This is a genomic window from Neorhizobium phenanthreniclasticum (assembly GCF_040066075.1).
Classification (GTDB): domain Bacteria; phylum Pseudomonadota; class Alphaproteobacteria; order Rhizobiales; family Rhizobiaceae; genus Neorhizobium; species Neorhizobium petrolearium.
Genome location: NZ_JBEAAL010000005.1, coordinates 163,345 through 182,134, shown reverse-complemented (window position 1 = coordinate 182,134; position 18,790 = coordinate 163,345). Strand labels below are relative to the sequence as shown.

Annotated in this window: 18 protein-coding genes and 1 pseudogene; 7 read left to right on the top strand and 12 right to left on the bottom strand. The window is 60.2% G+C overall.

Annotated elements, in window-relative coordinates; all coding sequences use genetic code 11:
* Positions 1-35: 35 nt before the first annotated feature.
* From ABK249_RS09820 to dnaG, 5 genes are all read right to left on the bottom strand, one after another.
* Positions 36-1,199 (bottom strand): DUF930 domain-containing protein, encoded by a 1,164-nt coding sequence (locus ABK249_RS09820; protein ID WP_348862744.1) that lies wholly within the window; start codon positions 1,197-1,199, stop codon positions 36-38.
* A 197-nt stretch (positions 1,200-1,396) separates the two neighbouring features.
* Complete coding sequence (locus tag ABK249_RS09815; RefSeq protein ID WP_227703204.1) at positions 1,397-1,687, bottom strand: GYD domain-containing protein; 291 nt, start codon at positions 1,685-1,687, stop codon at positions 1,397-1,399.
* A 156-nt stretch (positions 1,688-1,843) separates the two neighbouring features.
* A complete protein-coding gene (gene rpoD / locus ABK249_RS09810; RefSeq protein WP_210052929.1) occupies positions 1,844-3,904 on the bottom strand; it encodes an RNA polymerase sigma factor RpoD in 2,061 nt (686 codons plus the stop codon).
* A 415-nt stretch (positions 3,905-4,319) separates the two neighbouring features.
* A complete protein-coding gene (locus ABK249_RS09805; protein WP_348862776.1) occupies positions 4,320-4,667 on the bottom strand; it encodes a GFA family protein in 348 nt (115 codons plus the stop codon).
* 85 nt (positions 4,668-4,752) lie between these two features.
* Complete coding sequence (dnaG, locus tag ABK249_RS09800) at positions 4,753-6,753, bottom strand: DNA primase (RefSeq protein ID WP_348862743.1); 2,001 nt, start codon at positions 6,751-6,753, stop codon at positions 4,753-4,755.
* 178 nt (positions 6,754-6,931) lie between these two features.
* Between dnaG and ABK249_RS09795 the strand changes: the two genes are divergently transcribed.
* Both ABK249_RS09795 and ABK249_RS09790 read left to right on the top strand, forming a co-directional pair.
* A complete protein-coding gene (locus tag ABK249_RS09795; protein WP_227703206.1) occupies positions 6,932-7,219 on the top strand; it encodes a BrnT family toxin in 288 nt (95 codons plus the stop codon).
* Positions 7,182-7,514: a BrnA antitoxin family protein gene (locus ABK249_RS09790; protein WP_348862740.1), complete on the top strand. Its 333-nt coding sequence runs from the start codon at positions 7,182-7,184 to the stop codon at positions 7,512-7,514. Before ABK249_RS09795 ends, ABK249_RS09790 begins: the two co-directional genes overlap by 38 nt.
* Before the next feature lie 123 nt (positions 7,515-7,637).
* Here the strand turns inward: ABK249_RS09790 and ABK249_RS09785 are convergent, their stop codons facing one another.
* Positions 7,638-8,090 carry a GatB/YqeY domain-containing protein gene (locus ABK249_RS09785; protein WP_037147931.1) on the bottom strand — a complete coding sequence of 151 codons (453 nt, stop codon included), beginning with the start codon at positions 8,088-8,090 and terminating at the stop codon, positions 7,638-7,640.
* Between the two features lie 323 nt (positions 8,091-8,413).
* On the opposite strand from ABK249_RS09785, the gene carA reads away from it, so the two are divergent.
* A complete protein-coding gene (carA, locus tag ABK249_RS09780) occupies positions 8,414-9,631 on the top strand; it encodes a glutamine-hydrolyzing carbamoyl-phosphate synthase small subunit (protein WP_415926431.1) in 1,218 nt (405 codons plus the stop codon).
* Between the two features lie 98 nt (positions 9,632-9,729).
* Entirely contained in the window at positions 9,730-10,080 is a 351-nt protein-coding gene (locus ABK249_RS09775) for an antibiotic biosynthesis monooxygenase (protein ID WP_052182727.1), read from the top strand.
* A gap of 32 nt (positions 10,081-10,112) precedes the next feature.
* On the opposite strand, the gene ABK249_RS09770 is transcribed toward ABK249_RS09775, so the two are convergent.
* Positions 10,113-11,507, bottom strand: coding sequence for an MATE family efflux transporter (locus tag ABK249_RS09770; RefSeq protein ID WP_348862737.1), 1,395 nt, complete (start codon positions 11,505-11,507; stop codon positions 10,113-10,115).
* Between the two features lie 128 nt (positions 11,508-11,635).
* The gene (locus tag ABK249_RS09765; protein ID WP_037147933.1) at positions 11,636-12,895 is read right to left on the bottom strand and encodes a TCR/Tet family MFS transporter; all 1,260 of its coding nucleotides are present in this window, start codon (positions 12,893-12,895) and stop codon (positions 11,636-11,638) included.
* Between the two features lie 188 nt (positions 12,896-13,083).
* Between ABK249_RS09765 and ABK249_RS09760 the strand changes: the two are divergent.
* Positions 13,084-13,308 (top strand): annotated as a pseudogene (locus tag ABK249_RS09760) (DUF2938 family protein); the annotation flags it as partial.
* On the opposite strand, the gene ABK249_RS09755 reads toward ABK249_RS09760, so the two are convergent.
* On the bottom strand, positions 13,305-13,628 hold the full coding sequence (locus ABK249_RS09755) for an ArsR/SmtB family transcription factor (protein WP_037147935.1): 324 nt from the start codon (positions 13,626-13,628) through the stop codon (positions 13,305-13,307). The pseudogene ABK249_RS09760 and the gene ABK249_RS09755 sit on opposite strands and share 4 nt — an antisense overlap.
* 50 nt (positions 13,629-13,678) lie before the next feature.
* On the opposite strand from ABK249_RS09755, the gene ABK249_RS09750 reads away from it, so the two are divergent.
* Positions 13,679-14,161, top strand: a complete 483-nt coding sequence (locus ABK249_RS09750; protein ID WP_227703211.1) for an SRPBCC family protein — start codon at positions 13,679-13,681, stop codon at positions 14,159-14,161.
* Positions 14,162-14,905: 744 nt separating this feature from the next.
* Here ABK249_RS09750 and ypfJ read toward each other — a convergent pair.
* From ypfJ to ABK249_RS09735, 3 genes are all read right to left on the bottom strand, one after another.
* Positions 14,906-15,808 (bottom strand): KPN_02809 family neutral zinc metallopeptidase, encoded by a 903-nt coding sequence (ypfJ, locus tag ABK249_RS09745; protein WP_227703212.1) that lies wholly within the window; start codon positions 15,806-15,808, stop codon positions 14,906-14,908.
* 95 nt (positions 15,809-15,903) lie between these two features.
* Positions 15,904-17,130 carry an MFS transporter gene (locus ABK249_RS09740; RefSeq protein WP_348862736.1) on the bottom strand — a complete coding sequence of 409 codons (1,227 nt, stop codon included), beginning with the start codon at positions 17,128-17,130 and terminating at the stop codon, positions 15,904-15,906.
* Positions 17,131-17,273: 143 nt separating this feature from the next.
* Entirely contained in the window at positions 17,274-17,756 is a 483-nt protein-coding gene (locus tag ABK249_RS09735) for a DUF2306 domain-containing protein (RefSeq protein ID WP_348862735.1), read from the bottom strand.
* Between the two features lie 104 nt (positions 17,757-17,860).
* Here ABK249_RS09735 and ABK249_RS09730 point away from each other — a divergent pair, with 104 nt between their 5' ends.
* Entirely contained in the window at positions 17,861-18,670 is an 810-nt protein-coding gene (locus tag ABK249_RS09730) for a LytTR family DNA-binding domain-containing protein (RefSeq protein ID WP_348862734.1), read from the top strand.
* Positions 18,671-18,790 lie beyond the last annotated feature (120 nt).

Below are 18,790 nucleotides of genomic sequence, written 5' to 3'. Positions count from 1 at the left end.
CCGGCGACGCGCCGGCAGCGAGTGCCACGCGCCAATCAGAATTCCGGAAAGCCCCGCTTGCGCCACTCGCTTTGCGGCACCGGTGCGCCGACATCGAATGCGAAGGAGACAACCTTGGTCGCATCTTCATCGATTTCGCAACGGAAACTGAGATTGTACCACTGCGCGTTTGCCCGGAAAGCACCGCTCCTGACCTCCAGGACGTTTCCCTGCGGCAGACGGTAGACCTGTACGATTTCGGGCCGATATCGCGGAGAGGCATGGCGCAACTGTTCCTGCATTTCCGTCGCGCAAAGCTGGCCGGCCCGCACGCCGCGCGGCACATTGCCCATCGCCGTCGTGGCCACGGGGTCGTTCGTCTCTCTTTGCGAGAACAGCGTCTTCGCCTCCGTCAGTTCGGTGGGCTTTTCCGCCGGTGGCGTTTTAGCCGCCTCACTTTTGGGCTGAGCTGCGGGAGGGGGAGCGACGATATCCGCTTTGGTCGCGTCCGGGGAAGTCTCCGAAGACGGGCCGTTTTGTCGCCGCTCGGCGGCCGCAATATCGACCTCAGGCACCGCGATATCGTCAGGCACTGGGTTTGCCGGAGGCTCTTCGGCAACGACCGGCTCCTCCTCCAAAGGTTTCGGCGGCTCGGCGGTCTCGGTATCCGGTAGGGTTTCGGCCGGCGGCATCTCCGCCTCCTCGGAGGCATTTCCGGCTTCGGATTTCTTCGGCCCGCTATCCTTTTCGCCAAACTCGAAGACCGGACGCAGGACCGGGATAGGCTGTCCCCCGGCCTGCTCATTCGCAGGAGGCTGCTCGTCCGGTTTGGCCTCCTGCTGTTGCGGCGGCTCGGAAGGCGGCGGCGGCGGGGGCGGCTCTTCTTGTTTGGTCTCTTCCTGTTTCGGCGGCTCAGGTGGAGGTGGCGGCTCCTCCTGCTTGGCCTCCTCCTGCTTCGGCGGTTCGGGCGGCGGGGGGGCCTCTTCCTTCTTCACCTCTTCCGGCTTCGGTTCTTCCGGAACGGGTTGCTCCTCCGCCTTCTGTTCAGGCTCTTCCGGTGGAGGAACGATCTCGACGTTCACGCTCTCCTCTTCCTGCGGCTCCGAAAAATCGAGCGGCAGGTGAAAGAACAGCACGGCCGCGAAAACGGCATGCAGAAGGATGGAGGCCGGAATGCCCCATCCCATATTGCCGCGCCGCTTCCTGAGTTCGTCCGTCATGGAACCCGATGTAAGATGGAAAGTCGACAGGATCGAGTCCCGACCCATCAAAACAGAACAAATTCCATGTTGTCCGCAGCCTGTGGACAGTCCGTCGAGAGATCAGTCGCATCCCGCATGGCATACGGAGGTCTTTTCAATGAGGCCTCCGTATTGGCATCCAGACGACCTCCCGAACATCGAACCTTCACCACGCCTTAGCTGAGGCCGGCGATCAGCTCGCGATACGCATTCTCGGGAAACGCCTTCATGGTGCGCGTCCTGACATTTCCACCCATCCCGAGGGCCAGAATGAAATGGGCCAGGACCGCATCGTCGGGCGCCTCGCACACTGCAACCATGTCATATTCGCCCATGGTCAGATAGAAATCCTTGAAAGAACCTCCCATTGCTTCCAGCGCTTTCCTGGCGGCATCCAGCCGTTTGGGTGACTCGCGCACGTTCTTGATGCCCTGCTCGGTCCAATTCAGCATCACGATGTAGGTCATTGCAGTTCTCCCATGCGGCACCTCCTCGCGGGGCGCCGCCCCAGTTCCGCATCTGTGAGGATGGTACTCCTCCAGGGAGAGGCGCGCAAACCGGCAACGAAAAACCCGGCCTGCCTTCGCAAACCGGGTTTCCAATCTTCGTCTCGTAAAGCCCGCTCAGCTATCGAGGAAGCTGCGGAGCTTTCTAGAGCGGCTCGGATGCTTGAGCTTCCTGAGCGCCTTCGCCTCGATCTGACGGATACGTTCGCGGGTGACCGAGAACTGCTGACCGACCTCTTCGAGCGTGTGGTCCGTATTCATGCCGATGCCGAAACGCATGCGCAGCACGCGCTCTTCACGCGGGGTGAGCGAGGCGAGAACGCGGGTCGTCGTCTCGCGCAGGTTCGCCTGGATCGCCGCATCAATCGGCAGAAGCGCATTCTTGTCCTCGATGAAGTCGCCGAGGTGGCTATCCTCCTCGTCACCCACCGGGGTTTCGAGCGAGATCGGTTCCTTGGCGATCTTCAGGACCTTGCGGACCTTTTCGAGCGGCATGGCGAGCTTTTCGGCCAGTTCTTCCGGCGTCGGCTCGCGGCCGATCTCGTGCAGCATCTGGCGCGAGGTGCGGACGATCTTGTTGATCGTCTCGATCATGTGCACCGGAATGCGGATCGTGCGGGCCTGGTCGGCGATCGAACGGGTGATCGCCTGCCGGATCCACCAGGTGGCGTAGGTCGAGAACTTGTAGCCGCGGCGGTACTCGAACTTGTCGACCGCCTTCATCAGGCCGATATTGCCCTCCTGGATGAGGTCGAGGAACTGCAGACCGCGGTTCGTGTATTTCTTGGCGATGGAGATGACGAGTCGCAGGTTCGCTTCGACCATCTCCTTCTTGGCGATGCGCGCTTCGCGCTCGCCCTTCTGCACCATGTGCACGATGCGGCGGAATTCCGAGATCGAGATGCCGGTTTCGGTTGCCAGATTCTGGATCTCCTGGCGGATGTCGCGGATCGTCGTGTTCTCCGCGCGCGCGAATTCCTTCCAGCCACGAGCCGCCAGATTGGCGATCGACTTCATCCAGTTGGGATCGAGCTCGGCCCCCTGGTACTGTTCCAGGAAAGAGTCGCGCTTGACGCCATAGGATTCGGCAAGACGCAGCAGGCGGCCTTCGTTCTGCACAAGGCGCTTGTTGATGTCGTAGAGCTGCTCGACGAGGGCGTCGATGCGGTTCTGGTTGAGCGACAACGACTTGACCGCCGTGATCAGTTCGTCCTTGAGCTCCTTGTAGCGACGCTCCTGAGCGGATGACAGCGTACCGGTAGCGGCAAGCCGCTGCTCGACCTGCTGGTCCTGCAGCTTGCGCAGCTTCTTGTAGGTGTCGGCGATCAGGTCGAGGGTTTCCATGACCTGCGGACGCAGTTCCGCTTCCATCGCGGCAAGCGACAGGTTGGACTCGTCGTCGTCCTCTTCCTCTTCCTCGAGGGCCATGCCTTCACCGCCAACGGCGGTGATGTCGTCGTCATTGGCGGCGGAGAAGCGAGCCTTGCGGCTCTTTTCCTTCTCTTCCGCGGCCTTCCGGTCGGCCTCGATCTTCTCCGGGCTCTGGAACTGCGGCGCAGCCTTCGCCTCGGGACCGGAATAGGTCGTTTCGAGGTCGATGATTTCGCGCAGCAGCGTCGTGCCCTCATTGAGCTCGTCGCGCCAGATGATCAACGCCTGGAAGGTCAGCGGGCTCTCGCAGAGACCGGCGATCATCGTCTCGCGACCGGCTTCGATACGCTTGGCGATCGCAATTTCGCCTTCGCGCGACAGAAGCTCGACGGAACCCATCTCGCGCAGGTACATGCGCACCGGATCGTCGGTACGGTCGGTCGGTTCCTTCTTCTTGGCGGTCGCAAGCGCGGTACTGGAGGTGGTGGCGAGTTCGCCGCCTTCGCTCTCCTCGCCGTCGCTGTCGCCTTCGTCGTCGTCACCAGCGGCGGCGTCTTCCGCCTCCTCGTCCTCGACGACGTTGATGCCCATGTCGGAGAGCATCGACATCGTATCCTCGATCTGCTCGGAGGTGACTTCCTCCGAAGGCAGGACCGAATTCAACTCGTCCATGGTGACATAGCCGCGCTTCTTGGCGGCTTTGATCATCTTTTTGACCGCGTCGTCAGAAAGGTCGAGAAGCGGACCATCTTGCGTACCTTCGCGTTCGTTATCTGCTTCTTCGGTTTCTTTGACTTTTGTTGCCATGTATTTCGTCGCTTTCCCTGAACGCCACTTTTGCCGCGCTTCGTGGCCATCGGCTCAAGACGGAATTGACCGCCTTCACCGCGAATCACTGTTCAACACGTAACGGAATGACCTTTAATTCCCGATTACCATTCGGCGGTCGCTTTTGACGCAGGACCGTCCTGTCAGAAGATCACCGGTCATGTTCGGTGCTATTGACCCACTCCGCCTGTTCTGCCTTGAAATGGTGATTCCCACAAATTAACGTTCCGTCAAGCCTTTCCAGAGCCCATGCCCAGGAAAAGTGGAAAAACCCGCCCAAGACAGGCCTAATAGGGGGACGCTCACCAGATTTACCCGATATGTAGGCGGCACGCCCTCAAAGACAAGGGTTTGCACTTGCACAAAGGACGCAGCCTCAGTCCCGCCGCATCACTTAATGGGAAGCGCCGTCATACTGAGTTATCGTGAGTGCCCTGAGATCGATCTCCGGCACGCATCTTAAATTGATTGCCGTCATTTCTGTTCCATCCGGCATAGTCGCCTCGCTGAAAGGTGCAATGCCGCAATTGGCACAGAAATAATGGGCAATCACATGCTTGTTGAACTGATAGGTCGAAAGGTTTTCGCGAGCTGTCGTCAATTCGAACTGGCTTCGCGGCACGAAAGCCAGCAGCGAGCCTTTGCGGCGACAGAGGGAACAGTTGCATTCCAATGCCTTGTCGAACTCGCCCTCCGCCTCGAAAGCAATTTCGCCGCAATGGCAGCTCCCCGAAATATGCATCGCCATCCATCTCCTCCTCATTTGCGCCGGCGTAGATTAGAGCGCCCGGATCGTTCGGCAAGAGCGTAGCCTCACGGTGTCAAGGCTAGCCGTGGCTGACGGCGGCCCCCTTCACGCGGCCGGATAGCACGCCGAAACCATCGATGATCGCTTCCTGGTTTTCCATACGCAGGATTTCGAGCTGCACTTCCGAAAGCGCCCTGAGCAGCGGCTCGATCTCGCCGGCATCACCCGCCTCCGTCGCCTCGGCAATTTCGCGCTCGAGTTCGATCTTCTGGAGCCGCAGCGCCTTGGTGCGCTTGTGGAGAGACAGCGCTTGGCGATAGCCTTCGCGAGCGTCCTCCATTGCCGCCTGCTCGGTTGCAGTCCAGAGCCGCGCATTGCGAATCTGCTGGTCGAGAGACCTCAACAGACCGTCGAAACCCTCGGCGGAAAGCCGCTTTACCAGGTATTCGCGCGAAAGATTGGCGCCGGCGGTCGCCGCTGCCGGCAGCATGGCAGACCAGAAGCGCTGCAGATCACGGTTCTCGAAATCGATAGCGGCGATCTCGTCATATTCTTCCAGGAGAAGCTGCGGATGGTTGACGATGGTGAGCGCCAGCACGCTTTCCCGAAGCGCCGACAGATCGCCATAGCCGCGGACGAGGCCGGAACGGGCCAGCCGGTCGGAGATGCCGACGCCCCTCCCGGCGGCGCGCGGCCCTTGCGGCGTGCCTCCCTGCCCCATCCTGCCACCGCCGCCGCGCTGAAAACCCTGACGCCGATCATTGCCGCCCCGCGGTGCCGACGCGAAGAAGCTGTTGAGACGGTCGCGGATATCCTGCTGATAATAGCGGCGCACATTCTCATCGGCGATGACAGAGATGATCTGCTTCAGCCGCGCCTCAAGCTCGGCACGCTTTTCCGGTGTGTCGAAATTCGCGGAAGCAGCCTCGCGCTGCCAGATCACGTCCACCAGCGGCTTGGCTTCCGACAGCACCTTGTCGAAAGGCGCGCGGCCCTCATGCTTGACGAGATCATCCGGATCCTTGCCATCCGGCAGGAGTGCGAAGCGCACCGAACGCCCGGGCTTCAGCAAAGGCAGTGCCAGATCGGCAGCCCGGCTTGCGGCGCGCAACCCGGCGCCGTCACCGTCGAAGCAGAGGATCGGTTGCGGCGACATCTTCCAAAGAAGGTCGAGCTGGTTTTCGGTCAGAGCCGTGCCGAGCGGCGCCACCGCATTGTCGATGCCCGCCTGGCTGAGCGCGATGACGTCCATATAGCCCTCGACGGCGATGATCGTGCCGGCCTCGCTTTTGCCGGCACCCGCTTGAGCTGCCCGCCGGGCGCGGGCGAAATTGTAGAGCACCTGCCCCTTGTGAAAGAGCTCGGTTTCCGGCGAGTTCATGTATTTGGCCGGCGCATCCGGTGACATGGCACGACCGCCGAAAGCGATCACCTTTTCCCGCGAAGACAGGATGGGGAACATGATGCGGTCTCGGAAATAGTCGTAGGAAACCGGAATGTCGTCGCCATGCCGCACCAGCCCGCAAGCCTCGATCTGTTCCTTCGGCACACCCTTGCCGGCCAGGAACTCCTTGAGTGCATTGCGGCTTTCCGAAGCGTAGCCGAGCCTGAAGGTCTCGATGGTGCGGCCCGTCAACCCGCGGTCGCGCAAATAGGCGCGCGCCTTGGCACCGCCGGCACTCTGGAGCTGGTCCTGAAAGAAGCGCGCCGCCATCTCCATGACATCAAGCAGCGACATGCGCTCCTTCTCGCGCTTCTCGGCTTGAGGGTCCGGCTGCGGCAGGGCAATGCCTGCGAGGTCGGCAATCTGCTGCACCGCCTCGGGAAAGCTCAGGCCTTCGAGATCGGTCAGGAAACGGAAATGATCACCTGAAACACCGCAGCCGAAGCAGTGATAGCGGCCCTTGCGGTCCTCGCAATGAAAGCTCGGGCTCTTCTCTCCGTGGAAGGGGCAGCAGGCCCAGTAGTCGCCGCGCGAGACATTGGTCTTCCTGCGATCCCACGTCACCCGGCGGCCGATCACGGCCGATATCGGCACACGGTCGCGGATTTCATCGAGGAAACTGTTGGAAAAGCGCATATTCACCTCTGGGCTAGCTTCCATATAAGCAGAGCGGCACCGCAACACCACTGCCAAGCAAAATACTGCCCGCTATTCACAGGCTTGACTACCCGCACCCATGTATATACATTTGCCCATACACGTGGCGCATTACGTGCCTGAAGGCAACTGAAGTCTTTGGGGTACGCCATGAATCATGAGCAAGGAGCGCTCTCCGTCTTCGAATGGAACGAAGACAAGCGGAGAACCAATCTTGAAAAAACATCAGATTGATTTCGAAGATGTGGTATTCGCCCTCCAAGAGCTCCGTCTTGAATTGCGCTCGGATCGAAACGGAGAAGTCCGCATCCTTGCAATTTGTCCCAATACAGAGCGCCTCATAGCAGTCGTTTATACGATGAGAGGTGAAAAATGCCGGATCATCTCAGCACGAGCGGCCAGACAGAATGAGCAAAGACTCTATTACCACCGTTACCCCCGATGAACTTCGCTTGAAGCGTGCGCGAGGCGAAAAAGGCCAGACCGATTGGGCGCGCGTCCAGGCCATGACCGACGAAGATATCGATCATGCAACTGCGGGCGATCCCGATTGGGCGGAGTTCCAGGATATCGACTGGTCCAAGGCCGTTCTCGTCGTGCCGAAACCCAAGAGGTCCATTTCCATTCGTGTGGATGACGAGATCATCGATTTCTTCAAATCCACTAGCAAGGGATACCAGACCCGCATCAATGCCGTTCTGCGGCATTACGTGCGCCAGCAAAAGCGCCATAAGAAATAGAACCGCCCCGCCCCGCTGCCACCAAGTCCATGGCCGCGGGCAAGAGGTACAGACCAGCAAAAAACGGGATTCCGATTATCGTAATCCCGCCTTTGAACTCCATTCAAGATTCAAGCCGCGAACCTACTTCAAAAGCTCCTTCACCACGCCGGAGGCCTTGGCGAAATCCATCTGGCCCGGATATTTTTCCTTCAACGCGGCCATCACCTTGCCCATGTCGCGGAGGCCCTGGGCTCCCATTTCGGCGATCGTCGCCTGAACGAGCTCGCCAACCTTTGCATCCGAAAGCTGCTCAGGCATAAAGCCCTTGATGATGTCGATTTCCTCGCGCTCCTGGGCGGCGAGTTCGGCGCGGCCGGCATCCTCATAGATCTTGGCCGATTCCTCGCGCTGCTTCACCATTTTCTGCAGTATTTGCAGGATGTCGTCATCACTCACCGGATCCTTGCCGAGGCCGCGGTTCGCGATATCGCGGTCCTTGATCGCGGTCTGGATGAGACGCACCGTCGAAACGCGACGGTTGTCCTTGGCCTTCATGGCAGTCTTGAGCGCTTCAGAAAGCTTGTCGCGCATCATCGTCTTTTTCTCCTTGGGAAAAGCTTGCGCAGGCACCGGGAATTGTGGCTTTTCCTTGTCATTCCGTTGCAGTCATAGACGACCGGTTCGGATCGATCAAATCAATTCACCCGAGCCCCTAAATTCCGGAGGTTTCAATCCCCATGGATTTCTTGGCGGGCGAGATTGACCACCCCGCCTGCTTTGTCTATTTTCCGGCACCTGCACGAGATTTAAATGTCAGGGCTTGCGCCGGGATACCCCGCGCGCCCTTTTCTGCGACTATAAATGGCCCTCACAGCCTGTCTCTTCAAGGGACGGGGCGGTGAGGCAGAAGGATGATCATGACCGCGACCGCTCCAGCCACCGCCCCTTGGACCACGAAGAAACCCACCGCCGTGCTCGTTCTTGCAGATGGCACGGTGATCGAAGGAACGGGGATAGGTGCGACCGGCAAAGTCACGGCAGAAGTCGTCTTCAACACCGCGCTGACGGGGTACGAGGAAATCCTCACGGATCCGTCCTATCTCGGCCAGATCGTCACCTTCACCTTCCCGCATATCGGCAATGTCGGCACCAATGAAGAGGACATCGAGGACCTGACACCCGCCGCGCGGCGCGGCGCAGTCGGCGTCATCTTCAAGGCCGACATCACGGAACCCTCCAACTACCGTGCCGCCAAGCATCTCGATGCCTGGCTGAAGGCACGCGGCGTCATCGGCCTGTCCGGCATAGACACCCGCGCACTCACGGCCTGGATCCGGCAGAACGGCGCACCAAATGCCATCATCGCCCATGACCCGAACGGCGTCTTCGACATCGAAACACTGAAGGCCGAGGCCAAGGCCTGGAGCGGCCTCGAAGGTCTCGACCTCGCCAAGGAAGCGACCTCCGGGCAATCTTCTCAGTGGGTGCAGACGCCCTGGGTCTGGAACGAAGGCTACGGAGAACTCTCGCCGGAAGACGCAAAATACCACATCGTCTGCATCGACTACGGCGTGAAGCGCAACATCCTGCGCCTCTTCTCAGGCCTCGACTGCAAGGTGACCATCGTACCGGCCCAGACATCCGCCGAAGATATCCTCGCGTTGAAGCCTGACGGCATCTTCCTGTCGAATGGTCCCGGCGATCCGGCCGCAACCGGCGAATATGCCGTGCCGGTCATCCGTGACATCCTCAAGACGGACATCCCGACCTTCGGCATCTGCCTCGGTCACCAGATGCTCGGCCTTGCGCTTGGTGCCAAGACCGAAAAAATGCATCAGGGCCATCACGGCGCCAACCATCCGGTCAAAGACCACACGACCGGCAAGGTCGAGATCGTATCCATGAATCATGGCTTTGCAGTCGACTCGAAGTCCCTACCGGAAAGCGTTGAAGAAACGCATGTTTCTCTCTTCGACGGCACGAATTGCGGGCTGCGCGTTGCCGGCAAGCCGGTCTTCTCCGTGCAGCATCACCCGGAAGCCTCCCCCGGGCCCCAGGACAGCCACTATCTCTTCCGCCGTTTCGTCAACCTGGTGCGCGAGAAGAAGGGTGAGCCGGCGCTCGCTGAACGTTGACTTTCGCGGGCATTTGAAAAATCACGCAAGGCCTATTGACCTCAACTTTGGTTGAGGTCGCATAAGACCCCTGTTCATGTCGAACAGGGGTTTTTCTTATGAGCGAAATGAAGAGCGGACGCGTCGTTCGCGTCAATAGATTCTCGGTACCGGCAGGCGCCCGTGACGAGTTCATGAGGCTGATCGGAAGGACGCACGACGTCATACGCGCGCAACCAGGCTTTATTGACGACATGGTTCTTGAACAGAATTCAGGCGCCGAGACGTTCAATCTCATCACCATCCTCCAATTCGAGGGCGAACACGTCCTTCAGCCGGTCATTGCGGCTGTAGCCAAAGCGGATGCTGCGGCCGGGATAGACCGGCAGATGCTGAGCCGGCGCCTTGGCGTCGAAACCCATGTGGCCTTCTATTCGCCCGTGATGTTGCCCGAGCTTCTTCCGGCTTGATCCGCTCGCTGACGCCAACGGCCCGCTGATCTTCAGCGGGCCTCCTGCATCTGGCGATGCAGCAGCAGCCAGAAGCGTCCGCACAGGAATGCCGCCGCCGCCGCAAGGCCGAGCACGAAGCCGAACCAGACGCCCACCCCCCGGAAGCCGAGCGGGAAGGCGAAAATCCAGGCACAGGCGAAGCCGATCGGCCAATAGGCGATCAGCGCCAGCAGCATCGGCACCCTGGTATCCTTGAGACCGCGAAGCAACCCCGCCCCCACCGCCTGCAAGCCATCGACGACCTGAAAAGCACCGGAAATGATGATGAGCGGCGCGGCAAATTTGAGCAGTGTTTCGGCATCGGGTCGCTTCATATCCAGGAAGAGCGAACCGAGCTCGCGCGGAAAGAGAGCGAAAAGCACGCTCCCTGCCAGCGTAAAGCAGATGCTGATCAGAAGAGCCGACACCGCCGCGCGCCGGAGGCCGAGCACATCTCCGCGTCCATTGGCCAATCCGACGCGTACCGTCGCCACCTGCGAAAGTCCGAGCGGGATCATGAATGCGATGGACGCCAGCTGCAGTGCGATACCGTGCGCGGCAAGCTCGATCTTACCGAGCATTCCCATCAGCAACGACGCAGCAGCAAAAAGACTGGTCTCGGCGAGAATGGTGAAGCTGATCGGCAAGCCGAGATTGACCACCTCCCGGAATGCCACCCAATCCGGCCTCCAGAAGCGGACAAACAATTCGTAGGCCCGCGTTTTTTCCTTCGCTTCGATATAAGCGATCGAAAGCAGGCAGCCGATCGTGGCCGCGGCGATGGAAGCCACGGCCGCCCCTTGCAACCCCAGGGCAGGCGCGCCGAAATTACCAAAGATGAAGGCATAGTTCATCACCGCATTGGTGAGGAACATGCCGATCGTTACATAAAGGATGATGCCGCCCCGCTGGAGGCCGCTCAGGAAACCGCGCATCACCATAAGGACCAGATTCGGGAAAATACCCCACTGAATGATGCGCAGGTAGCCCTGCGCCAGCCCGGCGACTTCCGGATCCTGTCCGAGCGCGATCAGCATCGGCTGGGAGAACCACAGGATGGGCGCGGTCAGGACGCCATAGGCGATCACCACCCACATGCCCATCCGAACCGAGCGACGGACCGATACGGAATCGCCCCGCCCCAATGCCTGCGCGACCATCGGCACCACGGCGCTTGCAAAGCCCGAACCGAAGATGAAGACGATGAAGAACATCTGGCTGCCGAGAACCACGGCCGCCAGTTCGGTGGTCCCGAGCCAGCCGACCATGATGACGTCGGTCGTGTTGATTGCCATCTGGGCGAGCTGCGCGCCGACAAGCGGCACGCCGAGAGCAAATGTCGCCCGCATATGCGAGGACCAGGAATTGTCCGCTGTCCCCTTGAAGGTCGTGGCCCGGCTCGACATGGTCTCCTCCACAGACGAAAAAAGCCGCTTCCAGGAACTGGCGAGCGGCGGATGATGCAGCCTATAGAGGAGCATCATCCGTGCGGCAAGGCTTACGCGCGACCCAGCAGAATTTTTGGCTGGTCCCTTCAAGAAATCTGATGGGACAGCTCGTTTCCAGCCGGAACTGCGGAAGTTCTCCGCGAAATTCGGGTCAAGAACACCAGGATAGCCACAGCCATGAAGATCGCCGCCATGATGTAAGGCGCGCCGGCAAATTCAATGATTGCCTCCGGGCCGGTGAAGGCGCTAAAAAGCTGCGTGAAGATTGCAGGACCGATGATCGTCGTCAGGCTGGTAAGGCTTGTCATCGCCCCCTGAAGCTCGCCTTGCGCCGACGGCGGCACCTTGCCGGCTGCAATGCTCCTCAGCGGCGGGTCGGCGACATTCTCGATTGTCGTAGCAAGGATCACGGCATAGACGACCCATCCTTCCCAGGCCAGGCCATAGCCGGTGAGACCGAGACAGGAGAAGGAAAGTCCCAGCACTGCCGTCTTCCATTCGCCGAGAACCGGCACCAGCTTCGGCAGGACGAAGCCCATGACCAGGGCCGCGCAGATGCCGAAGAGACCGAGCGACAGGCCGATCTGACCCTCGCTCCAGCCGTAGCGATAGGCCGAGACGAAAGCCCAGGCGGACGGATAGACCGCATGGGCCAGCCAATAGAGGAACATCACCAGCATGACCCAGCCGATCCCCGGATAATGGCGCATCTGGCGCAGCGCGCCGAGCGGGTTCGCGCGCCTCCACTCGAATTTGCGGCGATGCGCCCTGCCAAGCGTCTCCGGAAGCAGGAACCAGGCGGCGATGAAATTGGCAAGCGACAGGAGGCCGGCGCCAAGGAAGGGCACCCTCGGTCCGAGCTCGCCAAGCAGGCCGCCGATCACCGGTCCCACCGTGAAGCCGACACCGAATGCAATGCCGATCAGACCGAAATTCTTGGCGCGGTTCTCGTCATTGCTGATGTCGGCGATATAGGCCGAGCATGTGGCGAAACTGCCGCCCGAGATACCTGCGAGGACTCGCCCGACGAACAGCATCCAGAAGCTGGTCGCAGCCGCGCAGATGAGATTGTCGATCGCGAAGGTGAAGACGGAGGCAAGCAGGATCGGCCGGCGGCCGAAGCGGTCGCTCAAGTTGCCGAGCAGAGGCGCAAAGAGGAACTGCATGGCCGAATAGATGAGCAGCAGCCAGCCTCCGTCGACGGCAGCCGCGCTCATGTCGTCGCCGGTGAGTTCGCGCAGAAAGGTCGGCAGCACCGGCATGATGATCGCAATCCCGATGATATCGAGAAACAGGATCATGAAGACGAGGAAAAGGCCGCGGCGGACGAATTTCGGGTCGAGCATCGAGTGTCTCTCTAGGCTTTGATGTTTTCTGGAAAGACGATCGTGTCGCCACGCCGCCTACATAGCCGCAAACGAAAAGGGAAACAATGCGTGAACATTTCAAAGTTTTTGATGAAAGGACAGCCAACCCGCCGGAAAAGATCTATAGGAGTTGGCGTCTCTCCTCGATTCTGTTCCGGCGGCATCCCATGATCGAATTTCTCTGTCGCGGCATGCTGATCGGCATCGGTGCGACCGTCCTCATGGATCTATGGGCCATCGTGCTTCACTGCGTCTTCAGCCAGCCGAAAGCCAACTGGGCGCCGGGCAGCCGCTGGTTCTGGCACCTCTCCCGCGGCAAGGTCTTTCATGAAAGCATTGCCGCAGCAGAATCCTATCACCGCGAGCTGGCCCTCGGCTGGGCGGGTCACTACCCCTCCAGATCCCGCTTCATCTTGTCGAGCATGTCGACCGCACGCGCCGCATAAGCGCCGATCCAGCGATCGTGGATCGCCTTGATCGGCAGCGGGTTCAGATGGTTCCAGCGCTCCCGTCCCTCGCGCTTCACCAGCACCAGATCGGCGCCCTCCAGAACCTTCAGATGCTGCATCACCGTGCAGCGGTCGAGTTTCGGGAAGCGGGCACAGAGATCGCCCGTCGTTTTCGGGTGATCTTTCAGAACATCCAGAATCTCGCGGCGAACAGGCGCCGCCAATGCCTTGAAAATCTTGTCACTTTGTTTATCGCTTGACATGTTATGTTTTTATAACATGATAGAAGCGGAAAACAAGGGAGAAGAAGACCATGGAACTGAAATTCAAAGTGTCGGGCCGGATTTCGAAACCGGTCGAGGACGTGTTCGAGGCAGTGGTCGATCCGAAGAAGCTTTCGGGCTATTTCACGACCGGCGGCGCTGAAGGGCGGCTCGAAACGGGTGCCACGGTCACCTGGGATTTTCACGATTTTCCGGGTGCCTTTCCGGTCGAGGTCGTCGAGGTGGAGAAGAACCGGAAAATCGTCCTGCGATGGGATGCGACAGAGGGCAACCCGGCCGAACAGGGGCCTGAAAACGTCCTGCCAGCCAATTACCAGACGACGGTGACGATGACCTTCGAGCCGCTGGACGGCAGCCGTACGCTGGTGACGATCGCCGAGGAAGGCTGGCGGGAAACGCCCGGCGGGCTTGCGGCCTCCTACGGCAATTGCCAGGGCTGGTCGCAGATGCTCTGCGCCATGAAGGCCTATGTGGAATACGGCATCAACCTGCGCGAGGGGATGTACAAGTAATCGCCTTTCCGGAGAGCGCGGGCGGCTTCTCTATCGGCACGCCAAGTCCCCACGCGGCGGAACAGCCCGTGGCGTGTCAAAGATCGGAGAGCCCACACGAATGCGGAACCTCATTGGAATTGTATAAAGTGGCTCCGCATTCGCGTGGCCTTCGGCGTTCTCTCGGGGCTTCCGGCCCCTACAGGTGATCATCTCGCCTCGCTGCGTGGTCTTGTTCACGCCCGTCTTTTCGGGACAGGCTCACCACTTGCACGGCTCAACCGAACCTGACCCGGCGGCCAGGGGGAGGCTTGATAGGAGCGTTTGTCTTGCGACGAACTCTCCATGGTTTTCACCTCTTCCACCTTTCCCGCACGTTACGGTTCCGATGAAAGCGCCGGCTCCCGCCTGCCCGCGAACGTCTCGCGAAACACTCCGGCGACGGAAGCGGGATAATTGTAGGCATGGGGCAAGAGGGCGGGGATGAAGATGGCGCAAATTTACCCCCTCACCTGAAAAATCTAGCACTTAGCTTTCAGCTAAGATGCTGATTTTTCTTCCTCTCCCGCCAACGGAGAGGTAGAGGTGCCACAATCACCCGCCGCAAAAATGCCCCCTAAGGTGGACGCAAGCAGAGCCGCAAAATGCCCTATCTCCCCCTTGGCGGGGGAGAATGGAATTTCAATATCTTAGCTGAAAGCTAAGTATTAGAAATTCCAAGAGAGGGGTTCAAAGGAAGCTTCGCAACGGTCCCTGGAGGAGTTTTCACACATCGCCCGAAAACGTATCGCAGACCTTCATGTCGCCGCTGTCGAAGCCGCGCTGAAACCAGCGCATGCGCTGCGCCGAGGTACCGTGATTGAAGCTTTCCGGCACAACATAGCCCTGACTGCGTTTCTGCAGCGTATCATCGCCGATCTGCTGCGCGGCGTTCAATGCCTCTTCCAGGTCGCCGCGTTCAAGCATGCCTTTCTGCTCGGTAAACTTGCCCCACACGCCGGCGAAGCAATCCGCCTGCAATTCGACGCGCACCGACATCTGGTTGGCGTCGACTTCGCTCATGCGCTGGCGGGCCTGGTTGAAGCGCGGCAGGATACCAAGCAGGTTCTGCACGTGATGGCCGATCTCATGCGCAATGACATAGGCCTCGGCAAAATCACCCGCCGCATCGAAACGCTGTTCGAGCTCCTGGAAGAAATCGGTATCGAGATAGACCTTGCGGTCGCCGGGACAATAGAATGGGCCGGTCGCAGAGGATGCAAAACCGCAGGCAGAACTGACCTGACCGGAAAACAGAACCAGCGTCGGTTTTTGATAGCTGCCGCCGTTGGCCTGGAAAATGCCGCTCCAGGTATCTTCCGTCTCGGCAAGGATGGTACGAACGAAAGCAGTGGTATCGTCGTCGGCGGGCGTCCGGCTGCCGACCTGCTGCTCGTAGCCGGAACCGCCGAGGTTGATATCGCCGCCCGAAAGCAGCGTCAGCGGATTGATGCCGGCAATCCAGCAGACGATCAGGATAAGGACGATACCGCCGATGCCGATGCCCCCGCCGCGGCGTCCGCCACCGCCCACGGGGATGCGGAAACCACCCCGCCCCATGGAACCACCCATGGAAGCTCCACGCCGGTCCTCGACGTTATCCGATTGACGGCGGCCTCTCCATTCCATTCCCCGGTTCTCCTTTGGCGAATATGCTCATCGGGCGATATAGCGCATATCGCTGCAAAATCGAGATTGGTCGTCCGTCTTTGTGTTGCCCGCCCTCAAGCGACCCGGAGGGCCTTCTTGCCCGGCAGGAAGACGGTGAGCAGTCCGAGCGCCGGAAGGAAGGCGCAGACCGTGTAGACGAATGTGATGCCGTAATGGTCGGCGAAAATGCCAAGCACCGCGGCGGCAATGCCGCCGATCCCGAAGGCGATCCCGAAGAAGATACCGGCGATCATGCCGACCCGGCCCGGCACCAGTTCCTGCGCCATGACGACGATCGCCGGGAAGGACGATGCCATGATGAAGCCGATGATGGCCGAGAGCGCGATCGTCACCGGCAGGTTGGCGAAAGGCATGGCGAGCGTGAAGGGCAGCACGCCGAGAATGGAGAACCAGATCACCACCTTCGAACCGAACCGGTCGCCGATCGGTCCGCCGATGACGGTGCCGAGCGCCACGGCGCCGAGGAAGATGAACAGCATGATCTGCGACTGCTGAACCGTCACGCCGAAACGCTCGATGACGAAGAACGTGTAGTAGCTGCCGATCGACGCCATGTAGGCATTCTTGGAGAAAGTCAGAAGCGCCAGCACCGCGAGCGCAATGGTAACCGTCCGCCTTGAGAGGTTGTGGGCGTTCAGCACCCGCTTGCGCCCTTTGTTGGCGATCATATGCGCCTTGTACCAGCGCGCCACCCCGGTGAGGATGATGATGCCGAGCATGGCGCCGATCGAGAACCAGGCGACACTCCCCTGCCCGTTCGGCACAATGATGAAGGCTGCGAGCAGCGGGCCGATCGACTGGCCGAAATTGCCGCCGACCTGGAAGACCGACTGCGCGAAACCATAACGGCCTCCGGAGGCAAGCCGCGCGACCCGCGATGATTCCGGATGGAAGACGGCGGAGCCGATGCCGATCAGCGAGGCGGCTATGACCAGTACGGCATAGGAATGCGCGCTCGCCAGCATGAAAAGGCCGATGAAGGTCGAGCCCATGCCAACCGGCAGCGAATACGGAAAAGGCTTCTTGTCGGTAATGATGCCGATCACCGGCTGGAGGAGCGAGGCCGTGCACTGGAAGGCCAGCGTCAGGATGCCGATCTGCCAGAAATCCAGCGCGTAATCCGTCTTCAGCATCGGGTAGATCGATGAGATCATCGACTGCATGATGTCGTTGATCATGTGGCAGAAGCTGACTGCCAGGATGATCGGCAGCACCGTCACGTCAGCCGCGGCGGCTGCCATCGTGGGGCCAGAGACGGGTTTTGAGGTTGCATCGGCCATCTTCGTTTCCTCCGCGCAAGCGGTCGTCGTCTCGGATGGCCGTTGCTACAGTTTTCTTTCCTGCAGCACTAATCCGGTAAGCCCAGCCTGTCCATGTCAGCAAGGCTGCTATCGGTACGGTTTGGAAAAATTTTTGACGGAAATCAAGTCTCGCGCGCTGCAAGCTTGCGCTGCAAAAACAGCAGCCCAGCGATCGCGGCAATGGCAAGCATCAGGCCCCAATCGGGTCCGCCGGAAAAGACGACGGCGTTCATGATGCGCCCGGGAATGAGCGTGAACAGGCCGGCGCCCACGATGCCGCCGATATACATGCCGACTACCGACGCCTTATGCGCCCGGATATTGTGGGCCCGTGCGGCGCTGATCGCGCGCCAGACACCGACAAGCACGAAGATCGAGAGCAGATGGATCGGGCTGAAGCCATAGAACAAATTGATCTCGTGGATGAAGAAGCTGGAGAAAGAGGTGATGACCATCAGCGCCATCCAGATCTTGCCGAGCAGCCGGTGTGCGGGCGTGCCCTTGCGGTTCACGAGGATATAGGCGCCGAGCACGGCGGCCGGCAGGACGGCTGCCACATGGATCTGCACGGCAAGCGGGGAATCGAGAAGCGGCTGGAGATTCATGGAGAACGCCTCATGGAATTCGTCGAGCGATTGAACTTGGCGCCTGTTTCCGCCACAACTGACCCACCCCACAACCGGAATGGCGCAGACGGCGGATAAACTTCGTGATTCACCCGTTTTTCAGCTCCACGCTTCGTGAATTGCAGCTGTTCATCCGCTCCTGGCGCTTCTGGACGACCTTCGCGCTTATCGTTCTCATCTTTGCCGTCAGCGGTCCCTACGGCACGTCGGAGCGAATGATGTTCGGCGTCCGGCTCGGTTACTGGCTGATCGTGCATGCGGTCACCTGGACGATCGCCATCGGTCTTTCCGTCACCGCCGAAGTGCTGTTGCGCAATCGCCTTCGCCATACGCTGGCGCGGATGATGATCGGTTCACTGGTCGCTGCCCTGCCGATCGGCTTTGCGCTCGGCGTGATCGACTTTGCTTTCTCCGGCGCGTGGAACGAGATGAACAACGGCCTGCAGCGGGCGCTGGTGGCCCTGCCGCTTTGCGCCCTCTTCTGCCTGCTCACTTATACCGCCATGCACCGGCAGATCGCCGAGGTTTCGACGCCGCCGCCGGTAACGCCCGCACCGGCGGCGTCGATACCGTTGGCGGACCCGGAAATCCTCAGCCGCCTCAAACCACAAAATCGCGGCCCGCTCGTTCGGCTCTCGGTTGAGGACCATTATACGGAAGTGGTGACGACGCGCGGCCGGGAGTTGATCCTGCTGCGCTTCGCGGATGCCTTGAGAGAGCTCGGCACTACGCCCGGACTCCAGGTTCACCGGTCGCATTGGGTGGCGGATCAGCATGTCGAGAAACTGAGGCGCGATGGCGGCAAACTCTTCGTTGTCATGAAGGACGGCGTGGAAGTCCCCATCAGCCGGCCCAACATGGATGCGGCGAAGGCGCGCTTCGGAGACCTTTAAGGATTCTGTCGATTTGGCGATTTATGGGGTTCCGTTCGGAAAAACATTTGCCTATAAGCCGCTTCTAGCCTGAAAAGACCTTAAATTGCGCACCCGGCCGGCAAATCTTCGCCCTGGCCG